The 18,087-nt window shown below is 65.3% G+C and carries 17 protein-coding genes; 4 read left to right on the top strand and 13 right to left on the bottom strand.

The features are described from left to right. Positions 1–18: 18 nt before the first annotated feature. The 4 genes from A7D27_RS10740 to A7D27_RS10755 form a co-directional block, all read right to left on the bottom strand. Positions 19–1,656, bottom strand: coding sequence for an AMP-binding protein (locus A7D27_RS10740; RefSeq protein ID WP_069564863.1), 1,638 nt, complete (start codon positions 1,654–1,656; stop codon positions 19–21). A 66-nt stretch (positions 1,657–1,722) separates the two neighbouring features. Further along, positions 1,723–2,559, bottom strand: coding sequence for an amidohydrolase family protein (locus tag A7D27_RS10745; protein WP_069564864.1), 837 nt, complete (start codon positions 2,557–2,559; stop codon positions 1,723–1,725). A gap of 52 nt (positions 2,560–2,611) precedes the next feature. After that, positions 2,612–3,751 carry an acyl-CoA dehydrogenase family protein gene (locus A7D27_RS10750; protein ID WP_069564865.1) on the bottom strand — a complete coding sequence of 380 codons (1,140 nt, stop codon included), beginning with the start codon at positions 3,749–3,751 and terminating at the stop codon, positions 2,612–2,614. A 198-nt stretch (positions 3,752–3,949) separates the two neighbouring features. Beyond that, the gene (locus tag A7D27_RS10755) at positions 3,950–5,254 is read right to left on the bottom strand and encodes a dicarboxylate/amino acid:cation symporter (RefSeq protein WP_069564866.1); all 1,305 of its coding nucleotides are present in this window, start codon (positions 5,252–5,254) and stop codon (positions 3,950–3,952) included. A gap of 322 nt (positions 5,255–5,576) precedes the next feature. On the opposite strand from A7D27_RS10755, the gene A7D27_RS10760 reads away from it, so the two are divergent. Then, positions 5,577–6,575: an AraC family transcriptional regulator gene (locus tag A7D27_RS10760; protein ID WP_069564867.1), complete on the top strand. Its 999-nt coding sequence runs from the start codon at positions 5,577–5,579 to the stop codon at positions 6,573–6,575. Between the two features lie 156 nt (positions 6,576–6,731). Here A7D27_RS10760 and A7D27_RS10765 read toward each other — a convergent pair whose 3' ends face one another. Continuing rightward, positions 6,732–7,049: a putative quinol monooxygenase gene (locus A7D27_RS10765; protein WP_069564868.1), complete on the bottom strand. Its 318-nt coding sequence runs from the start codon at positions 7,047–7,049 to the stop codon at positions 6,732–6,734. A gap of 160 nt (positions 7,050–7,209) precedes the next feature. On the opposite strand from A7D27_RS10765, the gene A7D27_RS10770 reads away from it, so the two are divergent. Continuing rightward, the gene (locus A7D27_RS10770; RefSeq protein WP_069564869.1) at positions 7,210–7,806 is read left to right on the top strand and encodes an NAD(P)H-dependent oxidoreductase; all 597 of its coding nucleotides are present in this window, start codon (positions 7,210–7,212) and stop codon (positions 7,804–7,806) included. Between the two features lie 17 nt (positions 7,807–7,823). Here the strand turns inward: A7D27_RS10770 and A7D27_RS10775 are convergent, their stop codons facing one another. The 4 genes from A7D27_RS10775 to A7D27_RS10790 form a co-directional block, all read right to left on the bottom strand. After that, the gene (locus tag A7D27_RS10775; RefSeq protein ID WP_069564870.1) at positions 7,824–8,312 is read right to left on the bottom strand and encodes a GNAT family N-acetyltransferase; all 489 of its coding nucleotides are present in this window, start codon (positions 8,310–8,312) and stop codon (positions 7,824–7,826) included. A 179-nt stretch (positions 8,313–8,491) separates the two neighbouring features. Next, positions 8,492–10,045: an alkyl hydroperoxide reductase subunit F gene (gene ahpF / locus A7D27_RS10780; RefSeq protein WP_069560861.1), complete on the bottom strand. Its 1,554-nt coding sequence runs from the start codon at positions 10,043–10,045 to the stop codon at positions 8,492–8,494. A 138-nt stretch (positions 10,046–10,183) separates the two neighbouring features. Beyond that, entirely contained in the window at positions 10,184–10,747 is a 564-nt protein-coding gene (ahpC, locus tag A7D27_RS10785; RefSeq protein WP_044406148.1) for an alkyl hydroperoxide reductase subunit C, read from the bottom strand. A gap of 224 nt (positions 10,748–10,971) precedes the next feature. After that, a complete protein-coding gene (locus A7D27_RS10790) occupies positions 10,972–11,934 on the bottom strand; it encodes an NAD(P)H-quinone oxidoreductase (RefSeq protein ID WP_069564871.1) in 963 nt (320 codons plus the stop codon). A gap of 127 nt (positions 11,935–12,061) precedes the next feature. On the opposite strand from A7D27_RS10790, the gene A7D27_RS10795 reads away from it, so the two are divergent. Both A7D27_RS10795 and A7D27_RS10800 read left to right on the top strand, forming a co-directional pair. Beyond that, positions 12,062–14,143: a carboxy terminal-processing peptidase gene (locus A7D27_RS10795; protein WP_069564872.1), complete on the top strand. Its 2,082-nt coding sequence runs from the start codon at positions 12,062–12,064 to the stop codon at positions 14,141–14,143. Positions 14,144–14,233: 90 nt separating this feature from the next. Then, positions 14,234–15,982: a bifunctional diguanylate cyclase/phosphodiesterase gene (locus A7D27_RS10800; RefSeq protein ID WP_069560864.1), complete on the top strand. Its 1,749-nt coding sequence runs from the start codon at positions 14,234–14,236 to the stop codon at positions 15,980–15,982. A gap of 166 nt (positions 15,983–16,148) precedes the next feature. Here A7D27_RS10800 and A7D27_RS10805 read toward each other — a convergent pair whose 3' ends face one another. The 4 genes from A7D27_RS10805 to A7D27_RS10820 all read right to left on the bottom strand — a co-directional run bounded on the left by A7D27_RS10805 (position 16,149) and on the right by A7D27_RS10820 (position 17,860). Beyond that, positions 16,149–16,619, bottom strand: coding sequence for a sel1 repeat family protein (locus A7D27_RS10805; RefSeq protein WP_069560865.1), 471 nt, complete (start codon positions 16,617–16,619; stop codon positions 16,149–16,151). After that, entirely contained in the window at positions 16,619–16,984 is a 366-nt protein-coding gene (locus tag A7D27_RS10810; protein ID WP_069560866.1) for a hypothetical protein, read from the bottom strand. Before A7D27_RS10810 ends, A7D27_RS10805 begins: the two co-directional genes overlap by 1 nt. Further along, positions 16,981–17,289 (bottom strand): helix-turn-helix transcriptional regulator, encoded by a 309-nt coding sequence (locus tag A7D27_RS10815; RefSeq protein ID WP_069564873.1) that lies wholly within the window; start codon positions 17,287–17,289, stop codon positions 16,981–16,983. Before A7D27_RS10815 ends, A7D27_RS10810 begins: the two co-directional genes overlap by 4 nt. Positions 17,290–17,416: 127 nt before the next feature. Beyond that, positions 17,417–17,860: a YkvA family protein gene (locus tag A7D27_RS10820; RefSeq protein WP_069564874.1), complete on the bottom strand. Its 444-nt coding sequence runs from the start codon at positions 17,858–17,860 to the stop codon at positions 17,417–17,419. Between the last annotated feature and the right edge of the window lie 227 nt (positions 17,861–18,087).

The raw sequence follows: 18,087 nt of genomic DNA on the forward strand, positions 1-18,087 counted from the left end.
GCGACTCCCAGGTTCGGTTCATTCCCAATGCAACGGCCGCTGCGGGTCGAGCCCGGCGGCCAGCGCAGCGAAGCGGTCTTCCAGTACGTTGCGGCGGATCTTCATGGTGGGCGTCATGCAGCCGTTGTCCACCGTCCAGGGTTCGCGCACCAGCACCAGATGGCGGATGCGCTCATGGGGCAACAGCGTAGCGTTCACCCGCTCCAGCACCGAGAGCAGGTCGCGCTCCAGTTGCTCTCGGGCCTCGGCACGGGCCGCCGGGCTCAGCTCCAGCAGGGCCAGAGGCTGGTCCAGGCCGCTGCCCATCAGGCACACCTGCTCCACCCAGTGGCTCTTGGCGAGTTCACCCTCGATGGGAGCCGGGGCCACATACTTGCCCTTGCTGGTCTTGAAGATGTCCTTCACCCGCCCGGTGATGCGCAGGTAGCCCGCCTCGTCCACCTGGCCCTTGTCGCCGGTGTGCAGCCAGCCATCACGCAGGGTCTCGGCGCTTTTCTCCGGCTCCCGGTAATAACCGGTCATCAGGCTGGGGCTGCGATAGAGCACCTCGCCGTCCTCGGCGATGCGCAGCTCGTTGTCGGGCATGATCCGGCCGACCGTGCCGAAGCGCACCTGCCCGGGCCGGTTGAAGTTGCCGTAGGCGAAGTTCTCGGTCATGCCGTAGCCCTCGCAAATGGTCATGCCCAGGCGCTGGTACCAGCTCAGCAGCGCCACCGGGATCGGTGCGGCGCCACTCACCAGCACCCGCGCACGGTCCAACCCGAGGGCTCGGCGGATGCGCCGGGCCACCAGGCCGCCCAGCAGCGGGAGGCGCAGCAGGCGCTCCAGCTTCGCCTGGGGCAGCCTCTCCAGCACGCCCTGCTGGAAGCGCGTCCACAGGCGCGGCACCGAGAAGAACACCGTGGGGCGGATGATTCGCAGGTCCTCGGCGAAGGTCTCCAGGGATTCGACGAAGGCGATGCTGCCCCCGCTGTACAGGCTGTTGCTCTCCACCAGGAAGCGTTCGGCCGCGTGGGACAGGGGCAGGTAGGAAACGAACTGTTCCTCCGGCCCCAGGCCCATTTCCCGTACCGAGCGGCTGGAAGCGAAGGCAAAGGCACGGGCCCTGTGCATCACCCCCTTGGGCTGGCCGGTGGTGCCGGAGGTGTAGAGGATGCTCAGCAGGTCGTCGGGCTGCTGCCAGTGGGCGTCCTCCAGGGGCGGATGGCGGCGCAGCAGGTCGTCCCAGGCGTGCTCGGCCGGCAGGGTCGGATAGGGCATGGCGATACGCGCAAGCGTCTCGGGCAGGCCCGGCGCCAGGCGCTCGGGGTCGTCCAGCTTGCCGAGGATGATCACCTTGCAGCCGGCATGGCGCAGCACGTAGTCGATGCTTTCGGCCGACTGCAGCGGGTAGAGCGGCACGCTGACCAACCCGGCGAGCATGATCGCCAGGTCGCTCAGCACCCACTCGGCGCAGTTCTTCGCCAGGATCGCGACCCGGTCCCCCGGTTCGCAGCCCAGAGCGCGCAAGGCGCTGGCCAGGCGCCGGGCCCGGTCGTCGGCCTGGCGCCAGGTGAGCGTGCGCCAGTGGCGCGCCACCGGCTGGCGCAGCCAGACCCGGTCCGGCGTGGTGGTGACCCAGTGGGCCAGTTGTTGCAGTGGCAGTGCGTCAGTCATCCCGTCCCCCTTGTGCTTGTCGTTGTGGTGGAGGCTGGTGCAAGGCGGCCCATCCGGCCGCGCGGCTCAGAGGCGGAACACCCGCCGGGCATTGCCCTGTAGGAAGGCGGCTTCCACCTCCGGCCTGAGCCCCAGGGCGCGGACCTGCTCCATGCACTGCTGCAACGACAACTGCGGGAAGTTGCTGCCGAACAGCACCTTGTCCCGCCCGTAGCTGGCCATGTAGTGCAGCAGCGCCTGGGGGTAGTAGCGCGGCAGGTAGGCGGAGGTATCGATGAAGATGTTGTCGTGCTTCCAGGCCAGCCCGATCATCTCCTCCGTCCAGGGATGGCCGATGTGCCCGGCGACGATGCGCAGCTCGGGGAAGTCCAGCGCCACCTCGTCCAGGTAGGGCACCGGCCGCCCGGTCTCCGAGGGCATCAGCGGCCCGGTGTGGCCGACCTGAGTGCAGAAGGGGATGTCCAGTTCGATGCACTTGGCGAACAGCGGGTAATAGAGCCGGTGGTTGGGCGGCAGCTTCCACAGCCAGGGCACGATGCGCAGCGCCTTGCAGCCCAGCTCCTGCACCGCCCGCTCCAGCTCGCGCAGGGCCGTCATGGGGCGCGCCAGGTCCACGGTGGCAACCCCGACGAAGCGGTCGGGGAAGGCACGGGTGTACTCGGCCACCAGGTCGTTGTCGAAGACCCACCCTTCCGGCCGGCACCAGGCTGCCAGCATCAATTTCTCCACCCCGGCCTCGTCCATGGCCGCCACGGTCTGGGCCGGGGTCAGGGGTTGGTCCAGCAGGTGCGCGGAGCCGGATTTCTCGAACAGCCGCACCACCTCGGGCAGCAACTGCCGAGCACGGCCGTTGGCGGGTTGGGCCCAGGCGTCGATGGCGCCCAGCGAAGCAGTGGCATTCATGGCAATGGCCTCCTGGCCGTCAGGCAGGACGGGGTGGTAGCCGGGACGGGCCTCAGAGCTTCATCCCGCGGCTGATGATCTCCTTCATGATTTCCGAGGTGCCGGCGAAGATGCGCTGAATGCGCGCGTTCGCGTACATCTTGCAGATCGGGTACTCCCACATGTAGCCCCAGCCGCCGTGCAGCTGCACGCCCTCGTCCACCACCTTGCACAGCAGCTCAGTGGTGAACAGCTTGGCCTCGGCGGCCACCTCGGGGGTGAGCTTCTTCTGGTTGTGGTCCATCACGCAGCGGTCGGTGAACACCTGGGCGACGTCGATCTGGGTGCGCATCTCGGCCAGTTTGAAGCGGGTGTTCTGGAAGTGGGACACGGGCCGATCGAAGGCCTTGCGCTCCTTCACATAGTCGAGGGTGGTCTGCAGCGCCGCTTCGGCACCGGCCACCGCGCCGCAGGCGTTGGTCAGGCGCTCCTGGGCAAGCATGTTCATCAGGTAGAAGAAACCGCCCTTGGCATCGCCCAGGAGGTTGGCCTTGGGCACCTTGACGTTGTTGAAGAACAGCTCGGCGGTGTCCTGGCTCTTCATGCCCAGCTTCTTCAGGTTGCGTCCGCGCTCGAAGCCTTCCATGCCCCGCTCCACCAGGAACAGGCCCATGGCGTGCTTGTTCGCCGGATCGGTCTTGGCGGCGACTATCACCACGTCGGCCAGCAGGCCGTTGGAGATGAACACCTTGGAGCCGTTCAGCTCGTAGTGGTCGCCCTTGTCCACGGCGGTGGTGCGCATACCGGCCAGGTCGGAGCCGGCGGACGGCTCGGTCATCGCCACGGCGAGGATGATCTCGCCGCGGATGATGCCCGGCAGCAGCCGGGCCTTCTGCTCCTCGTTGCCGTACTCGGCGATGTACGGGCCACACAGGGCGGAGTGCAGCGGGATCATGAAACCGGGCTCGTTGATGGCGGCCAGTTCCTCACACATGATCTGTTCGTAGCGGAAATCCTTGAGCCCCGCCCCGCCGTATACCTCGTCCGCCCAAGGCAGCAGGAACCCCATTTCCCCTGCCTTCTTCCACACGCTGCGGTCCACCACCCCGGCAGCTTCCCATTCGTCCTGGTGCGGCAGCACTTCCTTCTGCAGGAAGGCGCTGAAGGCGTCGCGGAACAGGTTGTGCTCGGTCTCGAAGTGCTGGCGTTGCATGCGGGGTCCCCCCTGTTGGAATCGTCCCGCAGGGTAGGCGTCGGCCGAATGGCCCCTCAATGACGCAAGCGCTCAGGGTGGATTGACCGATGCGCTCTTGGGAGCGGTGGTGGCGTCCGAACATAAAAAAGCCCGTCATGAGACGGGCTTGGAAAGGCTCCTCCCCGTGGGGAGGGAGGAGAAACCGTTGAAACGCTATCAGGCGCGCTGTGCGTCACCGGCACTGGCAACGTCGACAACCGTCGCACCGTTGCCGGCCAGCTCGCGGTTCAGGGTGTCGGTGTCCAGCTGCTTGCACCACTTGGCGACCACCAGGGTGGCGACGCCGTTGCCGACCAGGTTGGTCAGGGCGCGGGCTTCGGACATGAAGCGGTCGATGCCGAGGATCAGCGCCAGGCCCGCGACCGGCAGGTGGCCGACGGCGGACAGGGTGGCAGCCAGGACGATGAAGCCACTGCCGGTGACGCCGGCGGCACCCTTGGAGGCGATCAGCAGCACCAGCAGCAGGGTGATCTGGTGGGTGATGTCCATCGGGGTGTCGGTGGCCTGGGCGATGAACACGGCGGCCATGGTCAGGTAGATGGAGGTGCCGTCGAGGTTGAAGGAGTAGCCGGTGGGGATCACAAGCCCCACCACGGACTTGTCGGCGCCCAGCTTCTGCAGCTTGTCGATCATGCGCGGCAGGGCAGATTCGGAGGAAGAGGTGCCCAGGACGATCAGCAGTTCTTCGCGGATGTACTTGATGAACTTGAGGATGCTGAAGCCGTGGGCGCGGGCGATGCTGCCCAGGACGATGAGCACGAACAGCAGGCAGGTGATGTAGAAGCAGGCCATCAGTTGGCCGAGCTGCACCAGCGAACCCACGCCGTAGGCACCGATGGTGAAGGCCATGGCGCCGAGGGCGCCGAGGGGGGCGACCTTCATGATCACGTTGATGATGTTGAACATCACCTGGGAGATGCGCTCGATGAACTCGAACACCGGGCGGCCGTAGTCGCCCAGGCGATGCAGGGCATAGCCGAACAGTACGGAGAAGAACAGCACCTGGAGGATGTCGCCGTTGGCGAAGGCGCCGACCACGGTCCCCGGAATCACGTTCATCAGAAAGTCGATGGTGGACTGCTTCTCGCCCGCTGCGGCATAAGCAGCGATGCCCTTGGTGTCGAGCGTGGTCGGGTCGACGTGCATGCCGACGCCGGGCTGGGCGAGGTTGACCACCACCAGACCGATGATCAGGGCCAGGGTGGACACGACTTCGAAGTACAGCAGCGCATAACCACCGGTCTTGCCCACGGCCTTCATGCTCTGCATGCCGGCGATGCCGGTCACCACGGTGCAGAAGATGATCGGGGCGATGGCCATCTTGATCAGCTTGACGAAGCTGTCGCCCAGGGGCTTCAGGGCTACACCGGTCTGCGGGTAGAAGTGCCCGATGAGAATGCCGATGGCGATGGCCACCAGCACCTGGACATAAAGGCTTTTATAGAGGGGTTGACGGGTCATGGCAGTTCCTCTCGGGTGCTGGGGACCAGGTCCGTAACGGACCCGCAGCACCGGGTATCTGGCTCCTCCCTTGCCGGGAGGCTTTGTTGTTCTGCGGCCCAAACCAATGGACGGCTGTGCCCATTTGCAGCCCTTGTGCCAACTTCAAAAAAGTCCCACAAGCCTTGTGGCACTAAGCCCACAACCAACCGCACGATTCAGGAACCGACCGTTTCAGGCGGGTTTCCGCCGACCTGCGAGGGGGATTTCCGCCACCCCGCCCCTTGTGGCGCGTTCCTGCAGCGCCCTACCATCGGCCACCTCCAGACCGGGAACCCGCCCCATGCGCGAGCGCACCATCGCCAGCCATTTCGTCCGTGCCGCCCTGCGTGGCCCGGCGCGTCATGGTCTGGACTGCAGTGCCCTGCTACGCCAGGCCGGCATCCATCCGGCCCTGCTGGAAGAGCCCCGCGCGCGGGTTGCGCCCGAGCAATTCAGCCGGCTGATGCAGTTGCTGTGGGAGGCGCTGGACGACGAGTACATGGGCTTCGGCCGGCAACGCAGCAAGCGCGGCACCTTCGCCATGATGTGCCACGCCATCATCCATTGCCGGTCCCTGGAAAAGGCCCTGGTGCGCGGCGCGCTGTTCTACGGGTTGTTCCCCGACGCCCCGGTGATCCACCTGGAGCGCGAAGGCGAGTGCGTGCGCCTGAGCGTGGACGACAGCATGCTCTGGGACCCGGACCACTTCCTGGTGGAAAGCCTGCTGGTGATCTGGCATCGCCTGGGCAGTTGGCTGATCGGCCAGCGCATCCGCCTGGAGGAAGCCACCTTTGCCTATGCCGAGCCGGATCATGTGGCCGAGTACGAACTGCTCTTCCCCACTGCTCGCCGCTTCGGCACGACGGGCACCAGCCTGCTGTTCAACGCGCGCTATCTGGCCATGCCACTGCTGCAGGACGAGCGCACGCTGAAGCACTTCCTCGAACACTCCCCTGCCGACCTATTGGCCCGCCCGGATGGCGGCGACAGCCTGACCAGCCAGATCCGCCGCCTGCTGGGGCGCGACTGCCGCACCTGGCCGGACCTGGAGCGGGTCGCCCAGCAACTGCACATGAGCCCGCAGACCCTGCGCCGCCACCTGCGGGAAGAAGGCTCCAGCTTCCAGGAACTGAAGGACCACCTGCGCCGCGACCTGGCGATCTACCACCTGGGGCGGGACGAGCTGTCCATCCAGGACCTGGCCGAGCAGCTCGGCTTCTCCGAGCCCTCGGCCTTTCACCGCGCCTTCAAGAAATGGACGGGGCTCACCCCCGGCGCCTACCGCGCCCAGGAAGCCTGACCGCCCCCGCTTGTTCCTGGCCGTAGCCCTGACGTAACCCGGACGTAACCCGGACGTAGCCCGGACTTCAGGACGTAGCCCGGACTTCAGTCCGGGAGCTCTGCGGCGTCCAAGTCCCAGCGAACGCCCAGAGCACCTGAAGCCCCCGCACGCACCTCAACGCGCCCTCCTCTCCCCCTCGCTGAGCACCGCCACCTCGCGGATCTCGAAGTCCCGCACCAGGTACTCCATGCGCCGGGCGTGGAACGCCTGCATGTGGGGCAAGGCGGCGTGGAACTCCAGATCCGCCCGCGAGCGCCAGACCTCGAAGAAGATGAACAGCGTCGGGTCCTGAGCATCCCGCAGCATGTGGTACTCCAGGCAGCCGGCCTCGGCGCGGCTGGGTTCGACATAGGCGCGAAACAGCGCCTCGAAGTCATCGGCTTTCTCCGGGCGCAACTGGGCATGGAGGATGAAGGCATAGGGCGCGGTCATGGGCACTCCGTCGGGGGTCAAAGAGAGCACCAGCCTAGCGCACGGATCCGCGACCGATTCATGACTTTCACGCAAAGGCGATTTGAGCGGGAGACGGTGTTTCCAGCACCTGCCACTCGCTACGCTGCCGGCCATTCTTCGCTCCCATGAGGCCCTGGCCATGAAAAAGATTCTCCTGCTCAACGGCGGCAAGCAGTTCGCCCACTCTGACGGTCGCTACAATCAGACCCTGCACGAGGCGGCCCTCGCCTTCCTCGACCGAGGCGGATTCGAGGTGCAGGCCACCTTCATCGACGGCGGCTACGACATCGCCGAGGAAGTGCAGAAATTCCTCTGGGCCGATGTGATCGTCTGGCAGATGCCGGGCTGGTGGATGGGCGCGCCCTGGACGGTGAAGCGCTACATCGACGAGGTGTTCACCGCCGGTCACGGCAGCCTCTATGCCAACGATGGTCGTACCCGCTCGGACGCCTCGCAGAAGTACGGCAGCGGCGGCCTGCTGCATGGCAAGCGCTACATGATCTCCGCCACCTGGAATGCACCCCGGCAAGCCTTCGACGCCCCCACCGACTTCTTCGAAGCCAAGGGCGTGGACGCGGTGTACTTCCCCTTCCACAAGGCCAACCAGTTCCTCGGCATGCAGCCGCTGCCGACCTTCCTCGCGGTGGATGTGATGAAGCGCCCCGACATCGACGGCGACGTGGCCCGCTACCGGGCGCACCTGGCCGAGGTCTTTGGCATCGGCACTCCGACCTGAGGCTCCGAGCGGCTGCTTCAGGCCGGGCGGGTTTCGGCCAGGGCCTGGAGCGCGTCGTCGGCGAGGCGATAGCGCACCAGGTCCTCCAGGGGGCCCGCGCCCAGGCGGCGATAGAACGCCAGCGCGGGCTCGTTCCACTCCATCACCATCCATTCCATGCGGCGGCAGCCACTCTCGCAGGCCACCCGGGCCAGGTGCGCGAGCAACGCCTTGCCAGCACCCAGGCCACGGTGCTCGTGGGAGACGTAGAGGTCTTCCAGGTAGAGGCTCTTGCGGCCCAGCCAGGTGGAATAGGCGTAGTAGTAGACGGCGAAGCCGATGGGCTGCCCCTCCACCTCGCAGATCAACGCCTGAGCCGGCGTGTCGCTGGCGAACAGGCTCTGCTCGATGTCCGGGACGGTGGCGACCACCTGGTGCTCGGCCTTTTCATAACGGGCCAGTTCGAGGATGAAGGTGAGGATCTGGCAGGCGTCGCTGCGCACGGCCGGGCGGATGTGAAGGCTCACGGGGACTCCCTGTCGATTGGCCTGGATAAGGCGGGGACGGTGCTATCGGCAAAAGAGCGCCGAGCATAATCGCTGCCCATGAATCGCCCAAGGAGCATGTCCGGCGTCGGCATGGACGACTCGCACTAACCCAAAAAAGGCAGCCCGAGGGCTGCCTTTTGGGGTGGAGCGTCGACCGATCAGTTGCGGATCAGGTGATCGAAGGCGCTGAGGGAGGCCTTGGCACCCTCGCCGACCGCGATGACGATCTGCTTGTACGGCACGGTGGTGACGTCGCCGGCGGCGAAGATACCGGGCAGCGAGGTCTCGCCACGGGCGTCGACGATGATCTCGCCGCGGGGGCTGAGCTCGACGGTGCCTTTCAGCCAGTCGCTGTTGGGCAGCAGGCCGATCTGGACGAAGATGCCTTCCAGCTCCAGGGTCTTGAACTCGTCGTTGGTGCGGTCCTTGTAGGTCAGGCCGGTGACCTTCTGGCCGTCGCCCTTCACTTCGCTGGTCAGCGCACTGGTGATCACCTCGACGTTGGGCAGGCTGTGCAGCTTCTTCTGCAGCACGGCATCGGCGCGCAGCTTGCTGTCGAACTCGATCAGGGTGACGTGGGCGACGATGCCGGCCAGGTCGATGGCCGCCTCGACACCGGAGTTGCCCCCGCCGATCACCGCAACGCGCTTGCCCTTGAACAGCGGGCCGTCGCAGTGCGGGCAGTAGGCGACGCCACGGCCACGGTATTCCTGCTCGCCAGGGACGTTCATCTCACGCCAGCGGGCGCCGGTGGCGAGGATCACGGTCTTGGCCTTGAGGCTGGCACCGCTCTCGAACTTCACCTCGTGCAGGCCACCTTCGGCCTTGGCCGGGATCAGGGCGCTGGCACGCTGCAGGTTCATGATGTCGACGTCGTAGTGCTTGACGTGCTCTTCCAGCGCGCGGGCCAGTTTCGGGCCTTCGGTCTCCGGGACGGAGATGAAGTTCTCGATGGCCATGGTGTCAAGCACCTGGCCGCCGAAGCGCTCGGCGGCAACGCCGGTGCGGATGCCCTTGCGAGCGGCGTAGATGGCGGCCGAGGCACCGGCCGGGCCACCGCCTACCACCAGCACGTCGAAGGCGTCCTTGGCACTGAGCTTCTCGGCGTCGCGGGCGGCGGCGCCGGTGTCGATCTTGGCGAGGATCTCTTCCGCCCCCATGCGGCCCTGGGCGAACAGCTCACCGTTCAGGTAGATGCTGGGCACGGACATGACCTGGCGCTGCTCGACCTCATCCTGGAACAGCGCGCCGTCGATGGACACGTTGCGGATGTTGGGGTTGAGCACGGCCATCAGGTTCAGCGCCTGCACCACGTCGGGGCAGTTCTGGCAGGACAGAGAGAAGTAGGTTTCGAAGTTGAACTCGCCTTCGAGGTTCTTGATCTGCTCGATCACGGCGGCGTCCAGCTTGGACGGGTGGCCGCCGACCTGGAGCAGGGCCAAGACCAGGGAGGTGAACTCGTGACCCATGGGGATGCCGGCGAAGCGCAGGCTGATCTCGGCACCCGGGCGCTCCAGGGCGAAGGAGGGCTTGCGGGCGTCGTTGCCGTCTTCGCGCAGAGTGATCTTGTCGGTCAGGCCGACGATTTCCTGAAGGAGTTCGCGCAATTCGCGGGATTTGTCGCTGTCATCGAGGGACGCGACGATCTCGAACGGCTGGGTGACCTTTTCCAGGTAGGCCTTCAACTGGGTTTTAAGATTGGCGTCCAACATGACTGACTCCTTGGGTATTTCGGGCGTAAGGGGTCCCCGCGGCGGACGCTGCTGCGTCCGCCCTGCTCGCTCGGATTCGGGCTTTGTGCAGGGTGGCCAGCCGGTCGGCCGGCCACCGGGGGAAGGGTATTGCGTGACTTAGATCTTGCCGACCAGGTCCAGGGACGGGGCCAGGGTAGCGGCACCTTCCTTCCACTTGGCCGGGCACACTTCGCCCGGGTGGGCAGCGGTGTACTGGGCAGCTTTCAGCTTGCGCAGGGTCTCGGACACGTCACGGGCGATCTCGTTGGAGTGGATCTCGACGGTCTTGATGACGCCTTCCGGGTTGATCACGAAGGTGCCGCGCAGGGCCAGGCCTTCTTCCGGAATGTGCACGCCGAAGGCGTTGGTCAGTTGGTGGGTCGGATCGCCGATCAGCGGGAACTGAGCCTTGCCGACCGCCGGGGAGGTTTCGTGCCACACCTTGTGGGAGAAGTGGGTGTCGGTGGTCACGATGTAGACCTCGGCACCGGCCTTCTGGAACTCGGCGTAGTTGTTGGCGGCGTCTTCGATCTCGGTCGGGCAGTTGAAGGTGAAGGCTGCCGGCATGAAGATCAGGACCGACCACTTGCCCTTGAGGGACTCTTCGGTGACCTCAATGAACTTGCCATTGTGGAAAGCGTTGACCTTGAAGGGTTGTACGGAGGTATTGATCAGAGACATCCAGTTAGACCTCTTTTCCATGGGTGAAGGGTGGGTTGAAAAATCTACCCGACGAATACTAGGCGGTTACTCGGTAAAGAGCTTATTGATTGAGAGCATCGCCATCATTGGTTTACTAAATCAATGCTGCAGACCAGTGACTACGGGCCCTGCAGCGATTCAGCAGGCCCTGGCCAGGCCCTCTGCGCCGAGAATTCGCCGATGAACGGCCGACGATCAGACCATCACGACAGGCTCTCGTCCAGTACGACCACCAGCTTGCCGGCCACCTGGTTGCTCGCGAGCGTGTCGAATGCGAGCTGGATGTCGGCCGCCGCAAAGGCCTTTTCCAGTTGCGGCTTCACACGCCCCTCGGCGAACAGCGGCCAGACCTGCTGGTGCAGATCACGCAGCAGATCAGCCTTGAAGGCGTCGTCGCGGTTACGCAGGGTGGAGCCTATGAGCTGGATGCGCTTGCCCAGAACCTGTGCCATGTCCAGCTCGGCCTTGCGGCCGCCCATGAGGCCGATGTTGACCCAGCGACCGTCGTGAGCCAGCAGGTCAAGGTTCAGCGCGGCATAGTTGCCACCGACCGGGTCGAGGATCACGTCGAACGGGCCGAAATCCTTGAGGCCCTGTAGCTCATCGCCCCGCAGCGCACCGCCCTGGGCGCCCAGGCTCACACAATAAGCCAGTCGCTCAGCCGAACCCACGCTGACCCAGACCGGGTTGCCGAACGCCTTGCACAACTGGATGGCCGCCGAACCGACGCCGCTGGCGCCCGCATGCAGCAGCACCTTTTCACCCGCGCCAAGCGCGGCGAGCTGGAACAGGTTGAGCCAGGCAGTGGCGTACACCTCTGGCACAGCGGCCGCCTCAGCCAGGGACAGCCCCTCCGGTACCGGCAAGGCATGGCGGGCATCCACCACCACCTCCTCGGCCATGCCACCGCCCGCCAGCAGCGCGCAGACCCGGTCACCAACCTCCCAGGCGCCCCCGGGACCGACCTCGGTTATGACCCCGGAACACTCCAGCCCGATCACGTCGCTGGCACCCGGCGGGGGGGGGTAATGACCCGCTGCCTGGAGCAGGTCGGCACGGTTCAAACCCGCCGCAGCGACACGGACTCTGACCTGGCCCACATCACAGCTCGGAACCGTGCGCTCTGCCCACTCCACGCGGCCTTCAATGCCTTGCAATGCTTTCACGCTGCCTCCATAGTGACCCCGGACCCGCCCGGCGCTGACCGCCGGGCTTTTGCTTTGCGCCGAAGGAACCCGGCGCCCTCAAATACGGCCTAATATGCGTTATCACCTGCCCCGACGTCGAATCAGCATGAAGCGTTCTCTGATCTGCTCCGCCCTTGCGTTCGTTTTCAGCATCAGCGCGCTCCCGCTGCATGCCTCCACCACCTCGGCAAGCGACAGCTGGGACTCTCTCCAGCCGGACCGCGAGCAGGTGATCGCCAGCCTCAATGTGGTCGAGTTGCTCAAGCGCCACCACTACAACAAACCGCCGCTGAACGACGAACGCTCGGTGAAGATCTACGAGGGCTACCTCAAGATGCTCGACCCGGCGAAGATGTACTTCACCGCCGGTGACATCGCCGAATTCAACGCCTGGAAAACACAGTTCGACGACTTCCTGAAGAAAGGTGACCTGCAGCCCGGCTTCACCATCTACAAGCGTCACCTCGACCGCCTGAAGGAACGCCTGGACTTCGCCATTGCCATGCTCGGCAAAGGCGTCGACACCATCGACTTCACTGTCGACGAAACCCTGGAGACTGACCGCGAAAAAGCCACCTGGGCCAAGGACCGCGCCGCGCTGGACGACCTGTGGCGAAAGCGCGTGAAGGACGAGGTCCTGCGACTGAAGCTCGCCAACAAGGAGCCCAAGGCCATCCAGGAGCTGCTGATCAAGCGCTACAAGAACCAGCGCTCCCGCCTTGGGCAGACCCGGGGCGAAGACATCTTCCAGGCCTACATCAACGCCTTCGCCCAGACCTACGACCCCCACACCCAGTACCTCTCCCCGGACAATGCCGAGAACTTCGACATCAACATGAGCCTTTCGCTGGAAGGCATCGGTGCCGTCCTGCAGAGCGACAGCGAGCATGTGAAGGTGGTGCGCCTGGTTCCGGCCGGCCCCGCCGAGAAGAGCAAGCAGATCGCCCCGGCAGACAAGATCGTCGGCGTCGCCCAGGGCAATGGCGAAATGGTCGACGTGATCGGCTGGCGCCTGGATGAAGTGGTCAAGCTGATCCGCGGGCCCAAGGGCTCGGTGGTCCGCCTGGAAGTGGTACCCGCCAGCAACGCGCCGAACGACCAGACCAGCAAGATCGTCTCCATCACCCGCGAGGCGGTGAAGCTGGAAGAACAGGCCGCCAAGAAATCGGTGATCAAGCTCGAACACGACGGCCAATCGTTCAAGCTCGGCGTGATCGAGGTCCCGGCCTTCTACCTGGACTTCAAGGCCTTCCGCGCCGGCAACCCCGAGTACAAGAGCACCACCCGCGACGTGAAGAAGCTGCTGGGTGAGTTGCAGAAGGAAAAGGTAGACGGCGTGGTCATCGATCTGCGCAACAACGGCGGCGGTTCCCTGCAGGAGGCCACCGAGCTGACCGGCCTGTTCATCGATCAGGGCCCCACCGTACTCGTGCGCAACAGCGACGGCCGCGTCGATGTACTGGCCGACGAGAACAGCGGCGTGTTCTACAAGGGCCCGATGGCCGTGCTGGTGAACCGACTGTCCGCCTCGGCCTCGGAGATCTTCGCTGGCGCCATGCAGGACTACCACCGTGCGCTGATCATTGGCGGCCAGACCTTCGGCAAGGGCACCGTGCAGACCATCCAGCCGCTCAACCACGGCGAACTGAAGCTGACCCTGGCCAAGTTCTACCGTGTCTCCGGCCAGAGCACCCAGCACCAGGGCGTGATCCCCGACATCGAGTACCCCTCGGTGGTGGATACCAAGGAAATCGGCGAGAGCGCCCTGCCCGAGGCAATGCCCTGGGACAGCATCCGCCCGGCCATCAAGCCGGAGGTCGACCCATTCCGCCCCTTCCTGGCCGAGCTGAAGGCCCGTCACGACGCACGTACCGCCCATAACCCTGACTTCGTCTACAGCCGCGAACGCCTGGCCCTGGCCCAGAAGCTGATGAAGGAAACCGTCGTCAGCCTCAACGAAGCCAAGCGCCGGGCCCAACAGACCGACATCGAGAACAAGCAGCTGGCCATGGAGAACGCCCGCCGCAAGGCCAAGGGCGAAGACCTGCTCAAGGAGCTGAAGAAGGAAGACGAGGACGCTCTGCCGGAGGACGACAAGACCAAGCCGGAAGACGACGCCTACCTGACCGAAACCGGTCAGATCCTGCTGGACTACCTGGGTCTGAACGCCACGGTGGCCAAGCACTGAGCGTCATCAGATCGTCACGAAACTGTCGTGAAATGCAGGGGTCGCTTATGCGGCCCCTTGCTTTTAGAGCCTCCTGTACGAGAGCCCCTCATGACAGTCACCGAGCAGTTGAGCGCCTTGGGCCAGATCCTCGCTCACGGCGACCTGAACAGCCTGTTCCAACCGATCTTCTCCCTTTCCGAGCGGCGCATCCTCGGCTACGAGGCCCTGACCCGCGGCCCCTCCAACAGCCCGCTGCACTCCCCCGTCACCCTGTTCGCCGTGGCCCGCCACGCTGGACGGCTGAGCGAACTGGAGATGGCCTGCCGCAAGCGAGCCTGCACCCGATTCCATGAGTTGAAACTGGACGGCAAGCTGTTCCTCAACGTCTCCCCCGAATCCCTGCTGGACCCAGCCCACCAGCCGGGTCGTACCCTGCAGATGCTGCAGGCTTTCGGCATCCCGCCGAGCGAGGTGGTCATCGAACTCACCGAGCAGGCCCCCACCGATGACTTCGCCCTGCTTGACACCGCCCTGCACCACTACCGAGCCATGGGCTTCTCCATTGCCCTGGACGACCTGGGTGCAGGCTATTCCAGTCTCCGCCTGTGGTCAGAGCTGCGCCCCGACTACGTGAAGATCGACCGTCACTTCATCGACGGCATCCACCAGGACGCAGTGAAGCGCGAGTTCGTCGGCTCCATCCTGAAGATGGCAAAGGCCTCCCGCGCCCAGGTCATCGCCGAGGGCATCGAGCTCAGCGAAGAACTGGCCGTGCTGGCCGAAATGGGCCTGGACCTGGTGCAGGGCTACCTGCTCTGCCGGCCCCAGGAGAACCCACCGCGAGAGGCCCGCACCTACCTGCCGCTACTGGACCGCGCCCAGAGCCAACTGGGCGAGGACAGCGCCGACCTCAAGCCCCTGCTCAACGAGCAGCCGGCCATGCACCGCAACACCCCCATCAGTGAAGTGCTGGAAGCCTTCCGCGTGCAGGCCAACCTGAACTCGGTGGCCGTGCTGGACGACCAGCAGCAACCCATCGGCATCGTCCACCGCCACCTACTCTCCGATGCGCTGCTCAAGCCCTTCGCCACCGACCTGTTCGCCCGCAAGCCCATCAGCCGGCTGATGAGCGATGACTTCCTCGCCGTGGAGATCGGCCAGTCCCTGCAGCAGGTCAGCCGCCTGCTCACCAGCCGGGCGCGGCAGCGGATCGAGGAAGACTTCGTGATCATTTCCGAGGGGCGCTACCTCGGCCTGGGGCGGGTGATCGACGTGCTCAAGCTGATCACCGAGATGAAGATTCAGCAGGCCCGCCACGCCAACCCACTGACCCTGCTACCGGGCAACGTGCCCATCCAGCAGTGCCTGAGCCGCCTGCTTCAGCAGGGACGTGCCGCACGGGTCTGCTACGTGGACATCGACAGCTTCAAGCCCTTCAACGACCTCTACGGCTACGCCAAGGGCGACGAAGTGCTGCTGTGCCTGGCGCAATGCCTGAACGAGCGCGTCGATCCAGCGCGGGATTTCGTCGGGCACATCGGCGGGGATGACTTCATGCTGGTGCTCGGCTCGGATGACTGGCGCAGCAAGCTCAACTTCCTGCTGGAGGACTTCCAGGGCCAGTGCCGGCGCTTCTACCGGGCCGACCACCTGCAGGCGGGCTGCTTCATCGCCCACAACCGCAGCGGCCAGCGCGAGGAGTTCCCCCTGCTGTCACTCTCCATCGGCGTGGTGAACCTGACGCCCGAGGCCTGCAGCCAGTTGGATGCCGGGCAACTGGCCGGCCTCGCCTCGGAGGCCAAGCGCCACGCCAAGGCCGTGCCCGGCTACAGCCTGCACATCCTCGACGCGGTCTAGGCGTTGTACGAAAAGTGCCTGCGCTCGGTGATGCCGCGTTGAAAACACCCTCGTGCGCGAGTCCGATCAGAATGCTCATTTACAACACGTGAACTGCGCTTCTTCGGGCGTTTTCGCCTTGCCTGACCTTCGCTCGACGACTTTTCGTACAGAGCCTAGGTTCGACTCAGAGCCCGAGCTGGGCGGCGCGACGATCCAGGCGTTCGGCGGCCTCGACATCCGCCGCCAACCCCGGCCCGCCCTCGCGGTACAGGTCCGCCAGCTTGCGCGCCGCGAGCGGGTGACCGGCCTGCTCCGCCAGACTCCACCAGTGGGCGGCCTGGGTCGCATCCGGTGCCTGCCGGGCGTCACCAGCCAACGCCAGTACGCCCAGTTGGTACGCCGACTTGCCATCCCCGGCCTGACCCGCCAGGCGCAGCAGGCGGATGCCTTCCTCCCGCGCACCGAAGCCCTGACCACGGTGCAGCAACAGGTGACCATAGAAACGCTGAGCCGCCACATGCCCGAGGTTGGCCTGCCGGGCGTACTGCCCCTGCATCCAGTTCCAGGTGCGCGGGTTGCGCACCAGCGACGGGAAACGCAGCAGCCAGCGAGCCACTGCGTAACCCAGCCAGGCGCGCAATTTCCAGATAGCCATCAGAGCTCCTCGGGGTAGTCGAATTCGAAGACGCGAACCACCTCGGCAGCATGCCAGGAGGCAGCAGCAACGCCGTCCGGAGGACCGGAGAAACGCCCCAGCCGTACCACGAACTCGAAGAAGCCCGTACGCGGCAGGCGGCTGGCACCCTGGCTGATCACCAGAGAACTGCGCAAAGGCCGTTCGGCACGGGCATCCAGTGCGGCCAGGTGTTCGAGGGCGGCGGTGAGGGTCTGCATCGCCGGGCTCGGCAGTTGCAGGCGCTCCACCAAGGCCCGGTAGGTGAGGAGATGGCGCTGTCGCCGCGCATCCTCCAGCTCATTCAACAGCGACTGCCAGTGCTGGCGACTGATGCGCACGCTCATTGCACCTCCCAGCCAGCGATACCCAGGGTCACGGCCAGGGACCGCTGGATGGCGGCATCAGGCTCGCGCTCACCCTCCTCGATCAGCCTCAGGTAGACCGGGCTGATACCCACCGCACGCGCCAATTGCTCGATGCTCTGGCCGCGGGCTTCGCGCAGTGCCCGCAGCTCGCGCAGGGGATGGGTATCGGCGGGGGCCGAGGCAGGCGCAGCCTGTCCGGCGGCCTGCAGCAGCGCCTGGTAATCGGCCCAGGGCAATACGGCGTATTCTGCTTCGCCGTCACGCATGATCACTTGCACGTTCATTGCAACTCCCGTGGACAGCAGTGCCGACGTCTCAGCACCTTCCTTGCAGGCGGCCATCTTAACAGGGCGAATCGGCCTACGGGGCCCTACATGAACGGAGCATGACCGGGTAGGCAGGCCCTCGGGATCAGTTGAATTCCTCTGACAGCTCTTGCGGTGCAGGGAGCTGTTCCAGGCGTGCGACCACCTCCGGTGCCTGGGCATCTCGCCAGCGACGGAACGCCTCCAGCTCCCGGCCCCAGGTGCGCATGACCCAAGCCAGCACCGCCAGATCATCGATCAGGCCCGCCCCCAGCACCCAGTCGGGGATCGCATCCACCGGCGTCAGGAAGTAGACCAGTCCGGCCACCACGGACAACAGTGCTTTGGGACTCAGATCCCGGTATTGCCCGCGAGCCCGCGCCACGCAAAGTGCCATCAGCAGCTTCAGGTCCTCCCGCGCCCCACCCAGACGACCACCCTGGCGGGCACTCTTTCGGGTGACGGCCAACAGCAAGGCCGGTAGCCGACCACGGACCAGGAATCGGCCAGCCAGGGGCAGGTAACGTTCGAAATTCCACGGTGCCTTCATGTCTCGAGTCTCCGAACCGCGTAGAACGGGCCCTTCGGCGGTTACTCACAGAACCTGTGGATAACCTTGTTGACAGTGTATTGATTGCGCCATGAAAGCCCCGCACCACGAGGCTTCCGCTTAGATCGGCGATTTTTTCGCCACGCCGAAAAAATCCAACGAAATCAATTAGTTGATTTTTTGACCAGCCGCTGCGGCAGCCCGTCGCAGTGACAAATCCGTGGCTG

The organism is Pseudomonas sp. 1D4, from assembly GCF_001728925.1.
GTDB lineage: Bacteria > Pseudomonadota > Gammaproteobacteria > Pseudomonadales > Pseudomonadaceae > Metapseudomonas > Metapseudomonas otitidis.